The organism is Shigella sp. FC1544 (genome assembly GCF_001722145.1).
Classification (GTDB): Bacteria; Pseudomonadota; Gammaproteobacteria; order Enterobacterales; family Enterobacteriaceae; genus Escherichia; species Escherichia coli.
Genome location: NZ_MECT01000222.1, coordinates 1 through 20,368, shown reverse-complemented (window position 1 = coordinate 20,368; position 20,368 = coordinate 1). Strand labels below are relative to the sequence as shown.

Annotated in this window: 18 protein-coding genes and 3 pseudogenes; 15 read left to right on the top strand and 6 right to left on the bottom strand. The window is 52.6% G+C overall.

The window, feature by feature from the left end:
- Positions 1–2 precede the first annotated feature (2 nt).
- The 12 genes from murD to mutT all read left to right on the top strand — a co-directional run bounded on the left by murD (position 3) and on the right by mutT (position 14,348).
- On the top strand, positions 3–1,319 hold the full coding sequence (gene murD / locus BGK49_RS12425; RefSeq protein WP_000796491.1) for a UDP-N-acetylmuramoyl-L-alanine--D-glutamate ligase: 1,317 nt from the start codon (positions 3–5) through the stop codon (positions 1,317–1,319).
- Positions 1,319–2,563, top strand: coding sequence for a cell division protein FtsW (gene ftsW, locus BGK49_RS12420; RefSeq protein ID WP_001369939.1), 1,245 nt, complete (start codon positions 1,319–1,321; stop codon positions 2,561–2,563). The genes murD and ftsW overlap by 1 nt, the downstream gene beginning before the upstream one ends.
- Entirely contained in the window at positions 2,560–3,627 is a 1,068-nt protein-coding gene (gene murG, locus BGK49_RS12415; RefSeq protein ID WP_000016559.1) for an undecaprenyldiphospho-muramoylpentapeptide beta-N-acetylglucosaminyltransferase, read from the top strand. The genes ftsW and murG overlap by 4 nt, the downstream gene beginning before the upstream one ends.
- 53 nt (positions 3,628–3,680) lie before the next feature.
- A complete protein-coding gene (gene murC, locus BGK49_RS12410) occupies positions 3,681–5,156 on the top strand; it encodes a UDP-N-acetylmuramate--L-alanine ligase (RefSeq protein ID WP_001096080.1) in 1,476 nt (491 codons plus the stop codon).
- The gene (gene ddlB / locus BGK49_RS12405) at positions 5,149–6,069 is read left to right on the top strand and encodes a D-alanine--D-alanine ligase (RefSeq protein ID WP_000130053.1); all 921 of its coding nucleotides are present in this window, start codon (positions 5,149–5,151) and stop codon (positions 6,067–6,069) included. Before murC ends, ddlB begins: the two co-directional genes overlap by 8 nt.
- Before the next feature lies 1 nt (position 6,070).
- Complete coding sequence (gene ftsQ / locus BGK49_RS12400) at positions 6,071–6,901, top strand: cell division protein FtsQ (RefSeq protein ID WP_000075744.1); 831 nt, start codon at positions 6,071–6,073, stop codon at positions 6,899–6,901.
- On the top strand, positions 6,898–8,160 hold the full coding sequence (gene ftsA, locus BGK49_RS12395) for a cell division protein FtsA (RefSeq protein WP_000588474.1): 1,263 nt from the start codon (positions 6,898–6,900) through the stop codon (positions 8,158–8,160). The genes ftsQ and ftsA overlap by 4 nt, the downstream gene beginning before the upstream one ends.
- A gap of 60 nt (positions 8,161–8,220) precedes the next feature.
- On the top strand, positions 8,221–9,372 hold the full coding sequence (gene ftsZ / locus BGK49_RS12390; RefSeq protein WP_000462776.1) for a cell division protein FtsZ: 1,152 nt from the start codon (positions 8,221–8,223) through the stop codon (positions 9,370–9,372).
- A gap of 100 nt (positions 9,373–9,472) precedes the next feature.
- On the top strand, positions 9,473–10,390 hold the full coding sequence (lpxC, locus tag BGK49_RS12385; protein ID WP_000595479.1) for a UDP-3-O-acyl-N-acetylglucosamine deacetylase: 918 nt from the start codon (positions 9,473–9,475) through the stop codon (positions 10,388–10,390).
- Positions 10,391–10,619: 229 nt separating this feature from the next.
- A complete protein-coding gene (gene secM / locus BGK49_RS12380) occupies positions 10,620–11,132 on the top strand; it encodes a secA translation cis-regulator SecM (RefSeq protein WP_004980437.1) in 513 nt (170 codons plus the stop codon).
- Positions 11,133–11,193: 61 nt separating this feature from the next.
- Complete coding sequence (gene secA, locus BGK49_RS12375; RefSeq protein ID WP_000905789.1) at positions 11,194–13,899, top strand: preprotein translocase subunit SecA; 2,706 nt, start codon at positions 11,194–11,196, stop codon at positions 13,897–13,899.
- A gap of 59 nt (positions 13,900–13,958) precedes the next feature.
- Positions 13,959–14,348 (top strand): 8-oxo-dGTP diphosphatase MutT, encoded by a 390-nt coding sequence (gene mutT, locus BGK49_RS12370; protein WP_000736004.1) that lies wholly within the window; start codon positions 13,959–13,961, stop codon positions 14,346–14,348.
- 106 nt (positions 14,349–14,454) lie between these two features.
- Here the strand turns inward: mutT and yacG are convergent, their stop codons facing one another.
- From yacG to coaE, 3 genes are read right to left on the bottom strand one after another with little or no spacing between them, the layout of a single operon-like run.
- A complete protein-coding gene (gene yacG, locus BGK49_RS12360; RefSeq protein ID WP_000005042.1) occupies positions 14,455–14,652 on the bottom strand; it encodes a DNA gyrase inhibitor YacG in 198 nt (65 codons plus the stop codon).
- A gap of 9 nt (positions 14,653–14,661) precedes the next feature.
- A complete protein-coding gene (zapD, locus tag BGK49_RS12355) occupies positions 14,662–15,405 on the bottom strand; it encodes a cell division protein ZapD (protein ID WP_001194731.1) in 744 nt (247 codons plus the stop codon).
- A complete protein-coding gene (gene coaE, locus BGK49_RS12350) occupies positions 15,405–16,025 on the bottom strand; it encodes a dephospho-CoA kinase (RefSeq protein WP_001269520.1) in 621 nt (206 codons plus the stop codon). The genes zapD and coaE overlap by 1 nt, the downstream gene beginning before the upstream one ends.
- A gap of 24 nt (positions 16,026–16,049) precedes the next feature.
- On the opposite strand from coaE, the gene BGK49_RS30630 reads away from it, so the two are divergent.
- Both BGK49_RS30630 and guaC read left to right on the top strand, forming a co-directional pair.
- Entirely contained in the window at positions 16,050–16,094 is a 45-nt protein-coding gene (locus BGK49_RS30630) for a protein YacM (protein WP_120795372.1), read from the top strand.
- A 155-nt stretch (positions 16,095–16,249) separates the two neighbouring features.
- Positions 16,250–17,293 (top strand): GMP reductase, encoded by a 1,044-nt coding sequence (guaC, locus tag BGK49_RS12345; protein WP_001217318.1) that lies wholly within the window; start codon positions 16,250–16,252, stop codon positions 17,291–17,293.
- 34 nt (positions 17,294–17,327) lie between these two features.
- Here guaC and hofC read toward each other — a convergent pair.
- From hofC to BGK49_RS12330, 3 pseudogenes are all read right to left on the bottom strand, one after another.
- Positions 17,328–18,514 (bottom strand): annotated as a pseudogene (gene hofC, locus BGK49_RS12340) (protein transport protein HofC).
- Positions 18,504–19,878 (bottom strand): annotated as a pseudogene (gspE, locus tag BGK49_RS12335) (type II secretion system protein GspE). Before gspE ends, hofC begins: the two co-directional pseudogenes overlap by 11 nt.
- Before the next feature lie 9 nt (positions 19,879–19,887).
- Positions 19,888–20,148, bottom strand: a pseudogene (locus tag BGK49_RS12330) (prepilin peptidase-dependent pilin); the annotation flags it as partial.
- A 55-nt stretch (positions 20,149–20,203) separates the two neighbouring features.
- Between BGK49_RS12330 and BGK49_RS26820 the strand changes: the two are divergent.
- On the top strand, positions 20,204–20,368 hold a 165-nt coding region (locus BGK49_RS26820; RefSeq protein ID WP_047664789.1), incomplete at its 3' end, for an IS1 family transposase.

Below are 20,368 nucleotides of genomic sequence, written 5' to 3'. Positions count from 1 at the left end.
TCATGGCTGATTATCAGGGTAAAAATGTCGTCATTATCGGCCTGGGCCTCACCGGGCTTTCCTGCGTGGACTTTTTCCTCGCTCGCGGTGTGACGCCGCGCGTTATGGATACGCGTATGACACCGCCTAGCCTGGATAAATTACCCGAAGCCGTAGAACGCCACACGGGCAGTCTGAATGATGAATGGCTGATGGCGGCAGATCTGATTGTCGCCAGTCCCGGTATTGCACTGGCGCATCCATCCTTAAGCGCTGCCGCTGATGCCGGAATCGAAATCGTTGGCGATATCGAGCTGTTCTGCCGCGAAGCACAAGCACCGATTGTGGCGATTACCGGTTCTAACGGCAAAAGCACGGTCACCACGCTAGTGGGTGAAATGGCGAAAGCGGCGGGGGTTAACGTTGGTGTGGGTGGCAATATTGGCCTGCCAGCGTTGATGCTGCTTGATGCTGAGTGCGAACTGTACGTGCTGGAACTGTCGAGCTTCCAGCTGGAAACCACTTCCAGCTTACAGGCGGTGGCGGCGACCATTCTGAACGTGACTGAAGATCATATGGACCGCTATCCGTTTGGTTTGCAGCAATACCGTGCGGCAAAATTGCGTATTTACGAAAATGCGAAAGTTTGTGTCGTCAATGCTGATGATGCCTTAACAATGCCGATTCGCGGTGCTGATGAACGCTGCGTCAGCTTTGGCGTCAACATGGGTGACTATCACCTGAATCATCAGCAGGGAGAAACCTGGCTGCGAGTGAAAGGCGAGAAAGTGCTGAACGTGAAAGAGATGAAACTTTCCGGGCAGCATAACTACACCAATGCGCTGGCAGCACTGGCACTGGCAGACGCAGCTGGTTTGCCGCGCGCCAGCAGCCTGAAAGCGTTAACCACCTTCACCGGTCTGCCGCATCGCTTTGAAGTGGTGCTGGAGCACAATGGCGTACGCTGGATTAACGATTCGAAAGCCACTAACGTCGGCAGTACGGAAGCGGCGTTGAATGGCTTGCAGGTAGACGGCACGCTGCATTTGTTGCTGGGCGGCGATGGTAAATCGGCGGACTTCAGTCCACTGGCGCGCTATCTGAATGGCGACAACGTGCGTTTGTACTGTTTTGGTCGTGACGGTGCGCAGCTGGCGGCGCTACGCCCGGAAGTGGCAGAACAAACCGAAACTATGGAACAGGCGATGCGCTTGCTGGCTCCGCGTGTTCAGCCGGGCGATATGGTTCTGCTCTCCCCGGCCTGTGCCAGCCTTGATCAGTTCAAGAACTTTGAACAACGAGGCAATGAGTTTGCCCGTCTGGCGAAGGAGTTAGGTTGATGCGTTTATCTCTCCCTCGCCTGAAAATGCCGCGCCTGCCAGGATTCAGTATCCTGGTCTGGATCTCCACGGCGCTAAAAGGCTGGGTGATGGGCTCGCGGGAAAAAGATACCGACAGCCTGATCATGTACGATCGCACCTTACTGTGGCTGACCTTCGGCCTTGCGGCGATTGGCTTTATCATGGTGACCTCGGCGTCAATGCCCATAGGGCAACGCTTAACCAACGATCCGTTCTTCTTCGCGAAGCGTGATGGCGTCTATCTGATCCTGGCATTCATTCTGGCGATCATTACGCTGCGTCTGCCGATGGAGTTCTGGCAACGCTACAGTGCCACGATGCTGCTCGGATCTATCATCCTGCTGATGATCGTGCTGGTAGTGGGTAGCTCGGTTAAAGGGGCATCGCGTTGGATCGATCTCGGTTTGCTGCGTATCCAGCCTGCGGAGCTGACAAAACTGTCGCTGTTTTGTTATATCGCCAACTATCTGGTGCGTAAAGGCGACGAAGTACGTAATAACCTGCGCGGCTTCCTGAAACCGATGGGCGTGATTCTGGTGTTGGCAGTGTTACTGCTGGCACAGCCAGACCTTGGTACGGTGGTGGTGGTGTTTGTGACTACGCTGGCGATGTTGTTCCTGGCGGGAGCGAAATTGTGGCAGTTCATTGCCATTATCGGTATGGGCATTTCAGCGGTTGTGTTGCTGATACTCGCCGAACCGTACCGTATCCGCCGTGTTACCGCATTCTGGAACCCGTGGGAAGATCCCTTTGGCAGCGGCTATCAGTTAACGCAATCGCTGATGGCGTTTGGTCGCGGCGAACTTTGGGGACAAGGTTTAGGTAACTCGGTACAAAAACTGGAGTATCTGCCGGAAGCGCACACTGACTTTATTTTCGCCATTATCGGCGAAGAACTGGGGTATGTCGGTGTGGTGCTGGCACTTTTAATGGTATTCTTCGTCGCTTTTCGCGCGATGTCGATTGGCCGCAAAGCGTTAGAAATTGACCACCGTTTTTCCGGTTTTCTCGCCTGTTCTATTGGCATCTGGTTTAGCTTCCAGGCGCTGGTTAACGTAGGCGCGGCGGCGGGGATGTTACCGACCAAAGGTCTGACATTGCCGCTGATCAGTTACGGTGGTTCGAGCTTACTGATTATGTCGACAGCCATCATGATGCTGTTGCGTATTGATTATGAAACGCGTCTGGAGAAAGCGCAGGCGTTTGTACGAGGTTCACGATGAGTGGTCAAGGAAAGCGATTAATGGTGATGGCAGGCGGAACCGGTGGACATGTATTCCCGGGACTGGCGGTTGCGCACCATCTAATGGCTCAGGGTTGGCAAGTTCGCTGGCTGGGGACTGCCGACCGTATGGAAGCGGACTTAGTGCCAAAACATGGCATCGAAATTGATTTCATTCGTATCTCTGGTCTGCGTGGAAAAGGTATAAAAGCACTGATAGCTGCGCCGCTGCGTATCTTCAACGCCTGGCGTCAGGCGCGGGCGATTATGAAAGCGTACAAACCTGACGTGGTACTCGGTATGGGCGGCTATGTATCAGGTCCAGGTGGTCTGGCCGCGTGGTCGTTAGGCATTCCGGTTGTACTTCATGAACAAAACGGTATTGCGGGCTTAACCAATAAATGGCTGGCGAAGATTGCCACCAAAGTGATGCAGGCGTTTCCAGGCGCTTTCCCTAATGCGGAAGTGGTGGGTAACCCGGTGCGTACCGATGTGCTGGCGCTGCCGTTGCCGCAGCAACGTTTGGCTGGACGTGAAGGTCCGGTTCGTGTGCTGGTAGTGGGTGGTTCCCAGGGCGCACGCATTCTTAACCAGACAATGCCGCAGGTTGCTGCGAAACTGGGTGATTCAGTCACTATCTGGCATCAGAGCGGTAAAGGTTCGCAACAATCCGTTGAACAGGCGTATGCCGAAGCGGGGCAACCGCAGCATAAAGTGACGGAATTTATTGATGATATGGCGGCGGCGTATGCGTGGGCGGATGTCGTCGTTTGCCGCTCCGGTGCTTTAACGGTGAGTGAAATCGCCGCGGCAGGACTACCGGCGTTGTTTGTGCCGTTTCAACATAAAGACCGCCAGCAATACTGGAATGCGCTACCGCTGGAAAAAGCGGGCGCAGCCAAAATTATCGAGCAGCCACAGCTTAGCGTGGATGCTGTCGCCAACACCCTGGCCGGGTGGTCGCGAGAAACCTTATTAACCATGGCAGAACGCGCCCGCGCTGCATCCATTCCGGATGCCACCGAGCGAGTGGCAAATGAAGTGAGCCGGGCTGCCCGGGCGTAATTGTAGCGATGCCTTTTGCATCGTATGAATTTAAGAAGTTAATGGCGTAAAGAATGAATACACAACAATTGGCAAAACTGCGTACCATCGTGCCCGAAATGCGTCGCGTTCGGCACATACATTTTGTCGGCATCGGTGGTGCCGGTATGGGCGGTATTGCCGAAGTTCTGGCCAATGAAGGTTATCAGATCAGTGGTTCCGATTTAGCGCCAAATCCGGTCACGCAGCAGTTAATGAATCTGGGAGCGACGATTTATTTCAACCATCGCCCGGAAAACGTACGTGATGCCAGCGTGGTCGTTGTTTCCAGCGCCATTTCTGCCGATAACCCGGAAATTGTCGCAGCTCATGAAGCGCGTATTCCGGTGATCCGTCGTGCCGAAATGCTGGCTGAGTTAATGCGTTTTCGTCATGGCATCGCCATTGCAGGAACGCACGGCAAAACGACAACCACCGCGATGGTTTCCAGCATCTACGCAGAAGCGGGGCTCGACCCAACCTTCGTTAACGGCGGGCTGGTAAAAGCGGCGGGGGTTCATGCGCGTTTGGGGCATGGTCGGTACCTGATTGCCGAAGCAGATGAGAGTGATGCATCGTTCCTGCATCTGCAACCGATGGTGGCGATTGTCACCAATATCGAAGCCGACCACATGGATACCTACCAGGGCGACTTTGAGAATTTAAAACAGACTTTTATTAATTTTCTGCACAACCTGCCGTTTTACGGTCGTGCGGTGATGTGTGTTGATGATCCGGTGATCCGCGAATTGTTACCGCGTGTGGGACGTCAGACCACGACTTACGGCTTCAGCGAAGATGCCGACGTGCGTGTAGAAGATTATCAGCAGATTGGCCCGCAGGGGCACTTTACGCTGCTGCGCCAGGACAAAGAGCCGATGCGCGTCACCCTGAATGCGCCAGGCCGTCATAACGCGCTGAACGCCGCAGCTGCGGTTGCGGTTGCTACGGAAGAGGGAATTGACGACGAGGCTATTTTGCGTGCGCTGGAGAGCTTCCTGGGGACTGGTCGCCGTTTTGATTTCCTCGGTGAATTCCCGCTGGAGCCAGTGAATGGTAAAAGCGGTACGGCAATGCTGGTCGATGACTACGGCCACCACCCGACGGAAGTTGACGCCACCATTAAAGCGGCGCGCGCAGGCTGGCCGGATAAAAACCTGGTAATGCTGTTTCAGCCGCACCGTTTTACCCGTACGCGCGACCTGTATGATGATTTCGCCAATGTGCTGACGCAGGTTGATACCCTGTTGATGCTGGAAGTGTATCCGGCTGGCGAAGCGCCAATTCCGGGAGCGGACAGCCGTTCGCTGTGTCGCACAATTCGTGGACGTGGGAAAATTGATCCCATTCTGGTGCCGGACCCTGCGCAGGTAGCCGAGATGCTGGCACCGGTATTAACCGGTAACGACCTGATTCTCGTTCAGGGGGCTGGTAATATCGGAAAAATTGCCCGTTCTTTAGCTGAAATCAAACTGAAGCCGCAAACTCCGGAGGAAGAACAACATGACTGATAAAATCGCGGTCCTGTTGGGCGGGACTTCCGCTGAGCGGGAAGTTTCTCTGAATTCTGGCGCAGCGGTGTTAGCCGGGCTGCGTGAAGGTGGTATTGATGCGTATCCTGTCGACCCGAAAGAAGTCGACGTGACGCAACTGAAGTCGATGGGTTTTCAGAAAGTGTTTATCGCGCTACACGGTCGCGGCGGTGAAGATGGTACGCTGCAGGGCATGCTCGAGCTGATGGGCTTGCCTTATACTGGCAGCGGAGTGATGGCATCTGCGCTTTCAATGGATAAACTACGCAGCAAACTGCTGTGGCAAGGTGCCGGTTTACCGGTCGCGCCGTGGGTAGCGTTAACCCGCGCAGAGTTTGAAAAAGGCCTGAGCGATAAGCAGTTAGCAGAAATTTCTGCTCTGGGTTTGCCGGTTATCGTTAAGCCGAGCCGCGAAGGTTCCAGTGTGGGAATGTCAAAAGTAGTAGCAGAAAATGCTCTACAAGATGCATTAAGATTGGCATTTCAGCACGATGAAGAAGTATTGATTGAAAAATGGCTAAGTGGGCCGGAGTTCACGGTTGCGATACTCGGTGAAGAAATTTTACCGTCAATACGTATTCAACCGTCCGGAACCTTCTATGATTATGAGGCGAAGTATCTCTCTGATGAGACACAGTATTTCTGCCCCGCAGGTCTGGATGCGTCACAAGAGGCCAATTTGCAGGCATTAGTGCTGAAAGCATGGACGACGTTAGGTTGCAAAGGATGGGGACGTATTGACGTTATGCTGGACAGCGATGGACAGTTTTATCTGCTGGAAGCCAATACCTCACCGGGTATGACCAGCCACAGCCTGGTGCCGATGGCGGCACGTCAGGCAGGTATGAGCTTCTCGCAGTTGGTAGTACGAATTCTGGAACTGGCGGACTAATATGTCGCAGGCTGCTCTGAACACGCGAAACAGCGAAGAAGAGGTTTCTTCTCGCCGCAATAATGGAACGCGTCTGGCGGGGATCCTTTTCCTGCTGACCGTTTTAACGACAGTGTTGGTGAGCGGCTGGGTCGTGTTGGGCTGGATGGAAGATGCGCAACGCCTGCCGCTCTCAAAGCTGGTGTTGACCGGTGAACGCCATTACACGCGTAATGACGATATCCGGCAGTCGATCCTGGCATTGGGTGAGCCGGGTACCTTTATGACCCAGGATGTCAACATCATCCAGACGCAAATAGAACAACGCCTGCCGTGGATTAAGCAGGTGAGCGTCAGAAAGCAGTGGCCTGATGAATTGAAGATTCATCTGGTTGAATATGTGCCGATTGCGCGGTGGAATGATCAACATATGGTAGACGCGGAAGGAAACACCTTCAGCGTGCCGCCAGATCGCACCAGCAAGCAGGTGCTTCCAATGCTGTATGGCCCGGAAGGCAGCGCCAATGAAGTGTTGCAGGGCTATCGCGAAATGGGGCAGATGCTGGCAAAGGACAGATTTACTCTGAAGGAAGCGGCGATGACCGCGCGGCGTTCCTGGCAGTTGACGCTGAATAACGATATTAAGCTCAATCTTGGCCGGGGCGATACGATGAAACGTTTGGCTCGCTTTGTAGAACTTTATCCGGTTTTACAGCAGCAGGCGCAAACCGATGGCAAACGGATTAGCTACGTTGATTTGCGTTATGACTCTGGAGCGGCAGTAGGCTGGGCGCCCTTGCCGCCAGAGGAATCTACTCAGCAACAAAATCAGGCACAGGCAGAACAACAATGATCAAGGCGACGGACAGAAAACTGGTAGTAGGACTGGAGATTGGTACCGCGAAGGTTGCCGCTTTAGTAGGGGAAGTTCTGCCCGACGGTATGGTCAATATCATTGGCGTGGGCAGCTGCCCGTCACGTGGTATGGATAAAGGCGGGGTGAACGACCTCGAATCCGTGGTCAAGTGCGTACAACGCGCCATTGACCAGGCAGAATTGATGGCAGATTGTCAGATCTCTTCGGTATATCTGGCGCTTTCTGGTAAGCACATCAGCTGCCAGAATGAAATTGGTATGGTGCCTATTTCTGAAGAAGAAGTGACGCAAGAAGATGTGGAAAACGTCGTCCATACCGCGAAATCGGTGCGTGTGCGCGATGAACATCGTGTGCTGCATGTGATCCCGCAAGAGTATGCGATTGACTATCAGGAAGGGATCAAGAATCCGGTAGGACTTTCGGGCGTGCGGATGCAGGCAAAAGTGCACCTGATCACATGTCACAACGATATGGCGAAAAACATCGTCAAAGCGGTTGAACGTTGTGGGCTGAAAGTTGACCAACTGATATTTGCCGGACTGGCATCAAGTTATTCGGTATTGACGGAAGATGAACGTGAACTGGGTGTCTGCGTCGTCGATATCGGAGGTGGTACAATGGATATCGCCGTTTATACCGGTGGGGCATTGCGCCACACTAAGGTAATTCCTTATGCTGGCAATGTCGTGACCAGTGATATCGCTTACGCCTTTGGCACGCCGCCAAGCGACGCCGAAGCGATTAAAGTTCGCCACGGTTGTGCGCTGGGTTCCATCGTTGGAAAAGATGAGAGCGTGGAAGTGCCGAGCGTAGGCGGTCGTCCGCCACGGAGTCTGCAACGTCAGACCCTGGCAGAGGTGATCGAGCCGCGCTATACCGAGCTGCTCAACCTGGTCAACGAAGAGATATTGCAGTTGCAGGAAAAGCTTCGCCAACAAGGGGTTAAACATCACCTGGCGGCAGGCATTGTATTAACCGGTGGCGCAGCGCAGATCGAAGGTCTTGCAGCCTGTGCTCAGCGCGTGTTTCATACGCAAGTGCGTATCGGCGCGCCGCTGAACATTACCGGTTTAACGGATTATGCTCAGGAGCCGTATTATTCGACGGCGGTGGGATTGCTTCACTATGGGAAAGAGTCACATCTTAACGGTGAAGCTGAAGTAGAAAAACGTGTTACAGCATCAGTTGGCTCGTGGATCAAGCGACTCAATAGTTGGCTGCGAAAAGAGTTTTAATTTTTATGAGGCCGACGATGATTACGGCCTCAGGCGACAGGCACAAATCGGAGAGAAACTATGTTTGAACCAATGGAACTTACCAATGACGCGGTGATTAAAGTCATCGGCGTCGGCGGCGGCGGCGGTAATGCTGTTGAACACATGGTGCGCGAGCGCATTGAAGGTGTTGAATTCTTCGCGGTAAATACCGATGCACAAGCGCTGCGTAAAACAGCGGTTGGACAGACGATTCAAATCGGTAGCGGTATCACCAAAGGACTGGGCGCTGGCGCTAATCCAGAAGTTGGCCGCAATGCGGCTGATGAGGATCGCGATGCATTGCGTGCGGCGCTGGAAGGTGCAGACATGGTCTTTATTGCTGCGGGTATGGGTGGTGGTACCGGTACAGGTGCAGCACCAGTCGTCGCTGAAGTGGCAAAAGATTTGGGTATCCTGACCGTTGCTGTCGTCACTAAGCCTTTCAACTTTGAAGGCAAGAAGCGTATGGCATTCGCGGAGCAGGGGATCACTGAACTGTCCAAGCATGTGGACTCTCTGATCACTATCCCGAACGACAAACTGCTGAAAGTTCTGGGCCGCGGTATCTCCCTGCTGGATGCGTTTGGCGCAGCGAACGATGTACTGAAAGGCGCTGTGCAAGGTATCGCTGAACTGATTACTCGTCCGGGTTTGATGAACGTGGACTTTGCAGACGTACGCACCGTAATGTCTGAGATGGGCTACGCAATGATGGGTTCTGGCGTGGCGAGCGGTGAAGACCGTGCGGAAGAAGCTGCTGAAATGGCTATCTCTTCTCCGCTGCTGGAAGATATCGACCTGTCTGGCGCGCGCGGCGTGCTGGTTAACATCACGGCGGGCTTCGACCTGCGTCTGGATGAGTTCGAAACGGTAGGTAACACCATCCGTGCATTTGCTTCCGACAACGCGACTGTGGTTATCGGTACTTCTCTTGACCCGGATATGAATGACGAGCTGCGCGTAACCGTTGTTGCGACAGGTATCGGCATGGACAAACGTCCTGAAATCACTCTGGTGACCAATAAGCAGGTTCAGCAGCCAGTGATGGATCGCTACCAGCAGCATGGGATGGCTCCGCTGACCCAGGAGCAGAAGCCGGTTGCTAAAGTCGTGAATGACAATGCGCCGCAAACTGCGAAAGAGCCGGATTATCTGGATATCCCAGCATTCCTGCGTAAGCAAGCTGATTAAGAATTGACTGGAATTTTGGTTTCGAGGCTCTTTGTGCTAAACTGGCCCGCCGAATGTATAGTACACTTCGGTTAGATAGGTAATTTGGCGAGATAATACGATGATCAAACAAAGGACACTTAAACGTATCGTTCAGGCGACGGGTGTCGGTTTACATACCGGCAAGAAAGTCACTCTGACGTTACGCCCTGCGCCGGCCAACACCGGGGTCATCTATCGTCGCACCGACTTGAATCCACCGGTAGATTTCCCGGCCGATGCCAAATCTGTGCGTGATACCATGCTCTGTACGTGTCTGGTCAACGAGCATGATGTACGGATTTCAACCGTAGAGCACCTCAATGCTGCTCTCGCGGGCCTGGGCATCGATAACATTGTTATCGAAGTTAACGCGCCGGAAATCCCGATCATGGACGGCAGCGCCGCTCCGTTTGTATACCTGCTGCTTGACGCCGGTATCGACGAGTTGAACTGCGCCAAAAAATTTGTTCGCATCAAAGAGACTGTTCGTGTCGAAGATGGCGATAAGTGGGCTGAATTTAAGCCGTACAATGGTTTTTCGCTGGATTTCACCATCGATTTTAACCATCCGGCTATTGATTCCAGCAACCAGCGCTATGCGATGAACTTCTCCGCTGATGCGTTTATGCGCCAGATCAGCCGTGCGCGTACGTTCGGTTTCATGCGTGATATCGAATATCTGCAGTCCCGTGGTTTGTGCCTGGGCGGCAGCTTCGATTGTGCCATCGTTGTTGACGATTATCGCGTACTGAACGAAGACGGCCTGCGTTTTGAAGACGAATTTGTGCGTCACAAAATGCTCGATGCGATCGGTGACTTGTTCATGTGTGGTCACAATATTATTGGTGCATTTATCGCTTATAAATCCGGTCATGCACTGAATAACAAACTGCTGCAGGCTGTCCTGGCGAAACAGGAAGCCTGGGAATATGTGACCTTCCAGGACGACGCAGAACTGCCGTTGGCCTTCAAAGCGCCTTCAGCTGTACTGGCATAACGACATTTATACTGTCGTATAAAATTCGACTGGCAAATCTGGCACTCTCTCCGGCCAGGTGAACCAGTCGTTTTTTTTGAATTTTATAAGAGCTATAAAAAACGGTGCGAACGCTGTTTTCTTAAGCACTTTTACGCACAACTTATCTTCATTCATGCTGTGGGCTTCAGGCTTTAATGATAAGATTTGTGCGCTAAATACGTTTGAATTCGATCGGGATGGCAATAACGTGAGTGGAATACTGACGCGCTGGCGACAGTTTGGTAAACGCTACTTCTGGCCGCATCTCTTATTAGGGATGGTCGCGGCGAGTTTAGGTTTGCCTGCGCTCAGCAACGCCGCCGAACCAAACGTGCCCGCAAAAGCGACAACCCGCAACCACGAGCCTTCAGCCAAAGTTAACTTTGGTCAATTGGCCTTGCTGGAAGCGAACACACGCCGCCCGAATTCGAACTATTCCGTTGATTACTGGCATCAATATGCCATTCGCACGGTAATCCGTCATCTTTCTTTCGCAATGGCACCGCAAACACTGCCCGTTGCTGAAGAATCTTTGCCTCTTCAGGCGCAACATCTTGCATTACTGGATACGCTCAGCGCGCTGCTGACCCAGGAAGGCACGCCGTCTGAAAAGGGTTATCGCATTGATTATGCGCATTTTACCCCACAAGCAAAATTCAGCACGCCCGTCTGGATAAGCCAGGCGCAAGGCATCCGTGCTGGCCCTCAACGCCTCACCTAACAACAATAAACCTTTACTTCATTTTATTAACTCCGCAACGCGGGGCGTTTGAGATTTTATTATGCTAATCAAATTGTTAACTAAAGTTTTCGGTAGTCGTAACGATCGCACCCTGCGCCGGATGCGCAAAGTGGTCAACATCATCAATGCCATGGAACCGGAGATGGAAAAACTCTCCGACGAAGAACTGAAAGGGAAAACCGCAGAGTTTCGTGCACGTCTGGAAAAAGGCGAAGTGCTGGAAAATCTGATCCCGGAAGCTTTCGCCGTGGTACGTGAGGCAAGTAAGCGCGTCTTTGGTATGCGTCACTTCGACGTTCAGTTACTCGGCGGTATGGTTCTTAACGAACGCTGCATCGCCGAAATGCGTACCGGTGAAGGTAAAACCCTGACCGCAACGCTGCCTGCTTACCTGAACGCACTAACCGGTAAAGGCGTGCACGTAGTTACCGTTAACGACTACCTGGCGCAACGTGACGCCGAAAACAACCGTCCGCTGTTTGAATTCCTTGGCCTGACTGTCGGTATCAACCTGCCGGGCATGCCAGCACCGGCAAAGCGCGAAGCTTACGCAGCTGACATCACTTACGGTACGAACAACGAATACGGCTTTGACTACCTGCGCGACAATATGGCGTTCAGCCCTGAAGAACGTGTACAGCGTAAACTGCACTATGCGCTGGTGGACGAAGTGGACTCCATCCTGATCGATGAAGCGCGTACACCGCTGATCATTTCCGGCCCGGCAGAAGACAGCTCGGAAATGTATAAACGCGTGAATAAAATTATTCCGCACCTGATCCGTCAGGAAAAAGAAGACTCCGAAACCTTCCAGGGCGAAGGCCACTTCTCGGTGGACGAAAAATCTCGCCAGGTGAACCTGACCGAACGTGGTCTGGTGCTGATTGAAGAACTGCTGGTGAAAGAGGGCATCATGGATGAAGGGGAGTCTCTGTACTCTCCGGCCAACATCATGCTGATGCACCACGTAACGGCGGCGCTGCGCGCTCATGCGCTGTTTACCCGCGACGTCGACTACATCGTTAAAGATGGTGAAGTTATCATCGTTGACGAACACACCGGTCGTACCATGCAGGGCCGTCGCTGGTCCGATGGTCTGCACCAGGCTGTGGAAGCGAAAGAAGGTGTGCAGATCCAGAACGAAAACCAAACGCTGGCTTCGATCACCTTCCAGAACTACTTCCGTCTGTATGAAAAACTGGCGGGGATGACCGGTACTGCTGATACCGAAGCTTTCGAATTTAGCTCCATCTACAAGCTGGATACCGTCGTTGTTCCGACCAACCGTCCAATGATTCGTAAAGATCTGCCGGACCTGGTCTACATGACTGAAGCGGAAAAAATTCAGGCGATCATTGAAGATATCAAAGAACGTACTGCGAAAGGCCAGCCGGTGCTGGTGGGTACTATCTCCATCGAAAAATCGGAGCTGGTGTCAAACGAACTGACCAAAGCCGGTATTAAGCACAACGTCCTGAACGCCAAATTCCACGCCAACGAAGCGGCGATTGTTGCTCAGGCAGGTTATCCGGCTGCGGTGACTATCGCGACCAATATGGCGGGTCGTGGTACAGATATTGTGCTCGGTGGTAGCTGGCAGGCAGAAGTTGCCGCGCTGGAAAATCCGACCGCAGAGCAAATTGAAAAAATTAAAGCCGACTGGCAGGTACGTCACGATGCGGTACTGGAAGCAGGTGGCCTGCATATCATCGGTACCGAGCGTCACGAATCCCGTCGTATCGATAACCAGTTGCGCGGTCGTTCTGGTCGTCAGGGGGATGCTGGTTCTTCCCGTTTCTACCTGTCGATGGAAGATGCGCTGATGCGTATTTTTGCTTCCGACCGAGTATCCGGCATGATGCGTAAACTGGGTATGAAGCCAGGCGAAGCCATTGAACACCCGTGGGTGACTAAAGCGATTGCCAACGCCCAGCGTAAAGTTGAAAGTCGTAACTTCGACATTCGTAAGCAACTGCTGGAATATGATGACGTGGCTAACGATCAGCGTCGCGCCATTTACTCCCAGCGTAACGAACTGCTGGATGTCAGCGATGTGAGCGAAACCATCAACAGCATTCGTGAAGATGTGTTCAAAGCCACCATTGATGCCTACATTCCGCCACAGTCGCTGGAAGAAATGTGGGATATTCCGGGGCTGCAGGAACGTCTGAAGAACGATTTCGACCTCGATTTACCAATTGCCGAGTGGCTGGATAAAGAACCAGAACTGCATGAAGAGACGCTGCGTGAGCGCATTCTGGCGCAGTCCATCGAAGTGTATCAGCGTAAAGAAGAAGTGGTTGGTGCTGAGATGATGCGTCACTTCGAGAAAGGCGTCATGCTGCAAACGCTTGACTCCCTGTGGAAAGAGCACCTGGCAGCGATGGACTATCTGCGTCAGGGTATCCACCTGCGTGGCTATGCACAGAAAGATCCGAAGCAGGAATACAAACGTGAATCGTTCTCCATGTTTGCAGCGATGCTGGAGTCGTTGAAATATGAAGTTATCAGTACGCTGAGCAAAGTTCAGGTACGTATGCCTGAAGAGGTTGAGGAGCTGGAACAACAGCGTCGTATGGAAGCCGAGCGTTTAGCGCAAATGCAGCAGCTTAGCCATCAGGATGACGACTCTGCAGCCGCAGCTGCACTGGCGGCGCAAACCGGTGAGCGCAAAGTAGGACGTAACGATCCTTGCCCGTGCGGTTCTGGTAAAAAATACAAGCAGTGTCATGGCCGCCTGCAATAAAAGCTAACTGTTGAAGCAAAAGGCGCAGGATTCTGCGCCTTTTTTATAGGTTTAAAACAATGAAAAAGCTGCAAATTGCGGTAGGTATTATTCGCAACGAGAACAATGAAATCTTTATAACGCGTCGCGCAGCAGATGCGCACATGGCGAATAAACTGGAGTTTCCCGGCGGTAAAATTGAAATGGGCGAAACGCCGGAACAGGCGGTGGTGCGTGAACTTCAGGAAGAGGTCGGGATTACCCCACAACATTTTTCGCTATTTGAAAAACTGGCATATGAATTCCCGGACAGGCATATAACTCTGTGGTTCTGGCTGGTCGAAAGTTGGGAAGGGGTGCCGTGGGGTAAAGAAGGGCAACCCGGTGAGTGGATGTCGCTGGTCGGTCTTAATGCCGATGATTTTCCGCCAGCCAATGAACCGGTAATTGCGAAGCTTAAGCGTCTGTAGTCTGTAGGTCGGATAAGGCGTTCACGCCGCATCCGACATTTGCACAAGATGCCTGATGCGACGCTGTCCGCGTCTTATCAGGCCTATGTGCGGCATCAGACCAATGTCACTGCTTTGGCTCTTCGCTCCAGTCATCGCTTTCGGAAAGATCGCCACTGCTGGGGATTCGTTTTTCTTCAGCAGCCCATTCTCCGAGGTCGATCAGCTGACAACGTTTGGAGCAAAATGGCCGAAACGGGCTGATTTCACCCCACACCACCGTTTTCCCGCAGGTTGGGCAATTCACCGTAATAGTTTCTGACATTTTCACTCCTTAGCAACAGGCCAGTTCGAAATCTAGACGTTCCGGTACCTGTCCGTTTTCACTGTCCAGCGGCATAAAACGAATGGCAAAACGGCTCTTATGTCCGGAAATTTGCGGATAAAGCTGTGAATCGAGCGACAGATTCAGGCGCAGCAAGTCGGCATCGCCACCGTTATCCTGATAAAAACCATTCAGGCTGGTTTGTTTACGGAAGGGGGCCGACTGGCGAATTAAATCCAGCACCATGGTAAGTGCCTGGGTGAGCGGGTTCAGGCTGGCAATCCAGGTTTCTACCTGGCTGTCGCGCTGCGCCTGGGGTAGATGCAGCCAAATGTGCAATGTAGGTAAATCAAAGCTGCAACAGCCGCCTGGGATGCTCAGTCGCTGACGCACCAGAGCAATCAAACGATCTTCACGCAGAAATTGCCCGATACGCGGCGCGGAAATTAATACGCTCCCCGCCGCTTTTAACTGCTGAATTAATGCTTCAATACGGCTCTGGTCCACGCCAGGCACGCCAATCCAGGTCTGGAGTTTACGTTGCTGCCGGTCAAGTTCTTTCAACAGCTCAGTGCGGACTTCGCCGCGCTCGAAAACATCCAGTAATTCACTGACATTACGGAAGAAATGCAGCGCGCCAGCGTGGTCAACGATGGGTAAATTAACGGTGAGTTGCTGAATCAAAAACTCAATGCGCAGCCATGTACGCATTTTTTCATTTAGTGGATGTTCAAAAAGGACCTGGGTCTGCATTACGGTTTTTCCTGTGAGACAAACTGCGACGCAAGCTGCAAATAGTGTGCGTGCAGGCGGGCAACATCCGATGCGATAGCATCCGGTGCGCCGTTATTATCAATGACGTCATCTGCCACGGCAAGGCGGGCTTCGCGCGTTGCCTGAGCAGCAAGGATTTGTTCGACATGCTCGCGAGTTACATCATCGCGCTGCATGGTGCGCTTAAGTTGCGTTTCTGGGCTGACATCCACCACCAGCACTCGATTCGCTTTTTTATACAGTGAGTTTTCTACCAGCAATGGCACAACCCACAGTACATAGGGGGAAGTAGCTTGCTGGATCTGGTGTTGCGTCTCTTGCTGAATCAGCGGATGCAGCAGGGCGTTAAGCCAGTTTTTCTCTTCCGGGTTGGCGAAGATCCGCTCGCGCAAGGCCCGGCGCTGCAATGTTCCATCAGCAGCAATCATGTTAGCGCCAAAGTGATCAGCAATGGCATGTAGCGCAGGTGCACCTGGTTCAACCACCTGACGCGCAATAATATCGGCATCAATGACGTTAATTCCGAGATCAGCAAACGCATTGGCAACGGTACTCTTGCCACTGCCAATGCCTCCCGTTAAGGCAACTATATACCTCATAATTTATATTCCCGGGAATTCATCATGATTATCAAAACGTTAAAAATGAGTGCACGAAAGCGAAATTGATGAAACGTTCGCTCACTATTTACCAGGTAAATTTATGGGATTGTAGCGTAAAAAAAGACAATTTCGCAGTCTTGCGCCGCATTGATTAGTGCGTATGATAGCGTCACTGGAGTTGCGCTCTTACCCTTATAGCCATTAACCCCAGGAATCCGCACATGCGTATTGAAGAAGATCTGAAGTTAGGTTTTAAAGACGTTCTCATCCGCCCTAAACGCTCCACTCTTAAAAGCCGTTCCGATGTTGAACTGGAACGTCAATTCACCTTCAAACATTCAGATCAGAGCTGGTCCGGCGTGCCGATTATCGCCGCAAATATGGACACCGTAGGTACATTTTCTATGGCCTCTGCGCTGGCTTCTTTTGATATTTTGACTGCTGTGCATAAACACTATTCTGTCGAAGAGTGGCAAGCGTTTATCAACAATTCTTCCGCTGATGTGCTGAAACATGTGATGGTTTCTACCGGTACGTCTGATGCGGATTTCGAAAAAACTAAACAGATTCTCGACCTGAACCCGGCATTAAACTTTGTTTGTATTGATGTGGCGAATGGTTATTCCGAACACTTCGTGCAGTTCGTTGCGAAAGCGCGTGAAGCGTGGCCGACCAAAACCATTTGTGCTGGCAACGTAGTGACTGGTGAAATGTGTGAGGAGCTTATCCTCTCCGGTACTGATATCGTTAAAGTTGGCATTGGCCCAGGTTCTGTTTGTACAACTCGCGTCAAAACAGGCGTCGGTTATCCGCAGCTTTCTGCGGTAATCGAATGTGCCGATGCGGCGCACGGTCTGGGCGGAATGATCGTCAGCGACGGTGGCTGCACCACGCCGGGCGATGTCGCAAAAGCCTTTGGCGGCGGTGCCGATTTCGTCATGCTTGGCGGCATGCTGGCGGGCCACGAAGAGAGCGGCGGTCGCATCGTTGAGGAGAACGGCGAGAAATTTATGCTGTTCTACGGCATGAGCTCCGAGTCTGCGATGAAACGTCACGTTGGCGGCGTTGCGGAATATCGCGCAGCAGAAGGTAAAACCGTTAAGCTGCCGCTGCGAGGCCCGGTTGAAAATACCGCGCGTGATATTTTGGGCGGCCTGCGTTCAGCTTGTACATACGTTGGGGCTTCACGCCTGAAAGAACTGACCAAGCGCACCACATTTATCCGTGTGCAGGAACAAGAAAACCGCATCTTCAACAACCTGTAATCTTCCAACGCTGGTGTGGAGCAACACGCCAGCGTTATCCCATCCCACTCATCGCATCGCCTAAATGGAAAATTGGCAGATACATCGCCACCACCAGCGTACCGATAATTCCTCCCGTTATGATCAGCAACGCCGGTTCCAGTAAGGCTGCGAGGTTATCCGCCAGCGCCATTGTGTTATCCCGATGATGATGGGCGAGGTTGTCTAACATGAGGTCCAGCGAGCCGGATGCCTCTCCTGTTCTCACTAATTGCAAACAGAGCGGGCTAAACTCCCCGGTATTTTTTAGCGCCAGCCAGATGGGATGACCGTTACTGATATCGTGCTGGATTTGTGTCAGAAGTTGCACCCAGTACGGGCAGCGCATTGTTTCTCTGACGCTCTCTACGCCCTGCAAAAAAGTAATGCCTGCACTTTGTGTCAGCGCCAGAATCGTAAAGATCCCCGCATCAGTGAACCCATAATCGGGATGCGTAACAGCAATTTCTGCCGCACTATAAGCCAGGTCGGTCGGCGCATCAGCAACTTATTGGCTATCGCCAGCAGAAAGCCGAACAACACCAGCAGCCAGCTCCATTCGCCACTAAAGTCTGCCAGCGTCATGATCCCCTGCGTTAGTGCCGGTAGTGGGGTGTTGAAGGTCTTATAGATAGCGGCAAACTCCGGCAGAACAAAATGCAGCATTGCCACAACCACCATGATTGCCATCGCTAAAATGATGATGGGATAACGTAACGCTGATTTCACTTTGTCGGTCAACTGACGCTGGGCTTTTTGCTGACGCGCCAGTTCAAAGCAGCATTCATCCAGCTTACCGGTCAGTTCACCCGTGCGGATCATCGCCCGATAGAGTGGCGGAAATACCTCTGACCAGGGTAATAAGGCATTGGAAAAAGCAATGCCCTGTTCGAGATCGTGCGCCAGCGATTGCAGCAACGCTTGCCATTGCTTACTGGGATGCTGTTCCGCCAGCAGTGCCAGCCCTTCAGAAAGCGTTAACCCGGCTTTGAGTAGCGTCGCCAGTTGATGAATGACTTCCGCGCTTTTATCTCCTCGCCACTGCGCAGAATTGATGGCGATTCGCTTCAGGCTAAGTGGGGTAACCATCTGTTGCTGTAGTGCCATGAGCAGCAAAGCACGGCTCTCTGCCCATAGCATCCCATCTTGCGCATTGCCGTCGCCGGTTATGCCATGCCAGCGCCAGAGTTGCTTACTCGCCATGCGGCATCCCCAGTACGCGGATTAACTCTTCAAAGGTGGTTAAGCCTTGCTCCACGGCTAGGCAGCCGTTTTCAAAAAGCGTACGCATACCCGCCTGTCGTGCGTGCGTTTCCAGCGATTCAACGTCGGTATTAGCGGAAATAAGCTGGCGTATGGCTGGTGTAATGGGCAGGACTTCAAACAAGGCGGTACGACCATAAAAACCGTGGTAGCAATGTACACAACCGGGTGCCTGCCAGTGGGGCAGCGGCGACGGCCATACATTGTCTGGAATATGGATGGGCTCCCCTTGCTGCTGGCGACAATGTGGGCAAAATTTACGTACCAGACGCTGGGCTATTACCAGCGTAAGCGCTGATGAGAGCATCCAGCGGGCGACTCCCATTTGCTGTAAACGTACCAGCGTTTCGCAGGTGGAATTAGTGTGTAGGGTAGACAACACCAGGTGACCGGTTTGCGCGGCTTTAATGGCAATTTCTGCCGTTTCGCCATCGGATCATGATGACGTCAGGATCCTGGCGCAATAACGCACGCAAAACGCCCTGAAAGGTGAGCCCGGCACGCGGATGGATTTGCGTCTGGTTTAGTCCGGCTATGGGGATCTCAACCGGATCTTCGACGCTACAAATATTAATGTCAGCGGTATTCAGCTTTTGCAGGGCACTATAAAGCGTGACCGTTTTGCCGCTGCCTGTAGGGCCAGTTACCAGCACCAGTCCCTGTGGTTGTTGCAAGGCATGAGCAAAGTCCGCCAGTTGTAACGGCTGCATTCCCAGCGTGTTAACATCCAGTGCCTGGTTCACCTGCTGTAACAACCTTAATACCACCTTTTCACCACCCCGACATGGTAAGGTCGCAATACGAAATGAGACGGCGTTTCCTGCCAGTTCGACAGTGAATTGCCCGTCCTGCGGCAGGCGATGTTCCGCAATATCCAGGTTTCCCAGCACTTTTAATCTGGCGGTTAATGCGACTCCGGCATCCGGTGAAACATCCGGTAAAGGATGCAATACGCCGTCGATACGCAAGCGGATGCGGTAGGCATTGTCCGCTGGTTCGATATGAATATCAGACGCACGTTGTTCCAGCGCAGATTGTAACGTTCGAGTCAGCAACTCTGCTTTCGACTGATGCTTCTCCTGAACAGCTACGGGCAATGTCTGTTGTGTGCGACTGGCGTGGCCTTCCATTTGTTGGCGCGTCCAGCAGGTGATCTCAATACGTTTGGTGGTAGCGAAATGCAATGCGTCCAGCAACTCATGCGAAGGTGCATCGACTACCGCAACATGAACCACCTCTTCGCTGGCATCCAGCAAGACTCCCTGATAACGCAGACACAGGGCGGTGAGCTGTGGAATATTCATTGCCGCTCCTTAGTTGGCGTCATCAAAGCGGAAGACATCTTCGCAGGCTTGCTGCAATGCGCTGTCACTTTGAATATTGCAGTTGCGCGCCCAGCCGGTGACGCCGTTTGCGTTATCCCAACCTGGCGTCATGACGACGCTTAGTCCATTGAGACTTTCTTGCCCGGTCAGCGACACCACGCCTTTTGCCACACTCATGGCTGAAACATAGCGGGTGGTGGTAGGCGAGGGAATGCCATTGCTGCCACCGTCGCAGGTATCTAATCCACCGGTAATGCTGCCAACTTACTGATTTAGTGTATGATGGTGATTTTAAGGTGCTTGCGTGGCTTCCATTTCCATCAGATGTCCTTCCTGCTCCGCTACTGAAGGCGTGGTGCGTAACGGCAAAAGCACTGCCGGACATCAGCGCTATCTCTGCTCTCATTGCCGTAAAACATGGCAACTACAGTTCACTTACACCGCCTCTCAGCCCGGTACGCACCAGAAA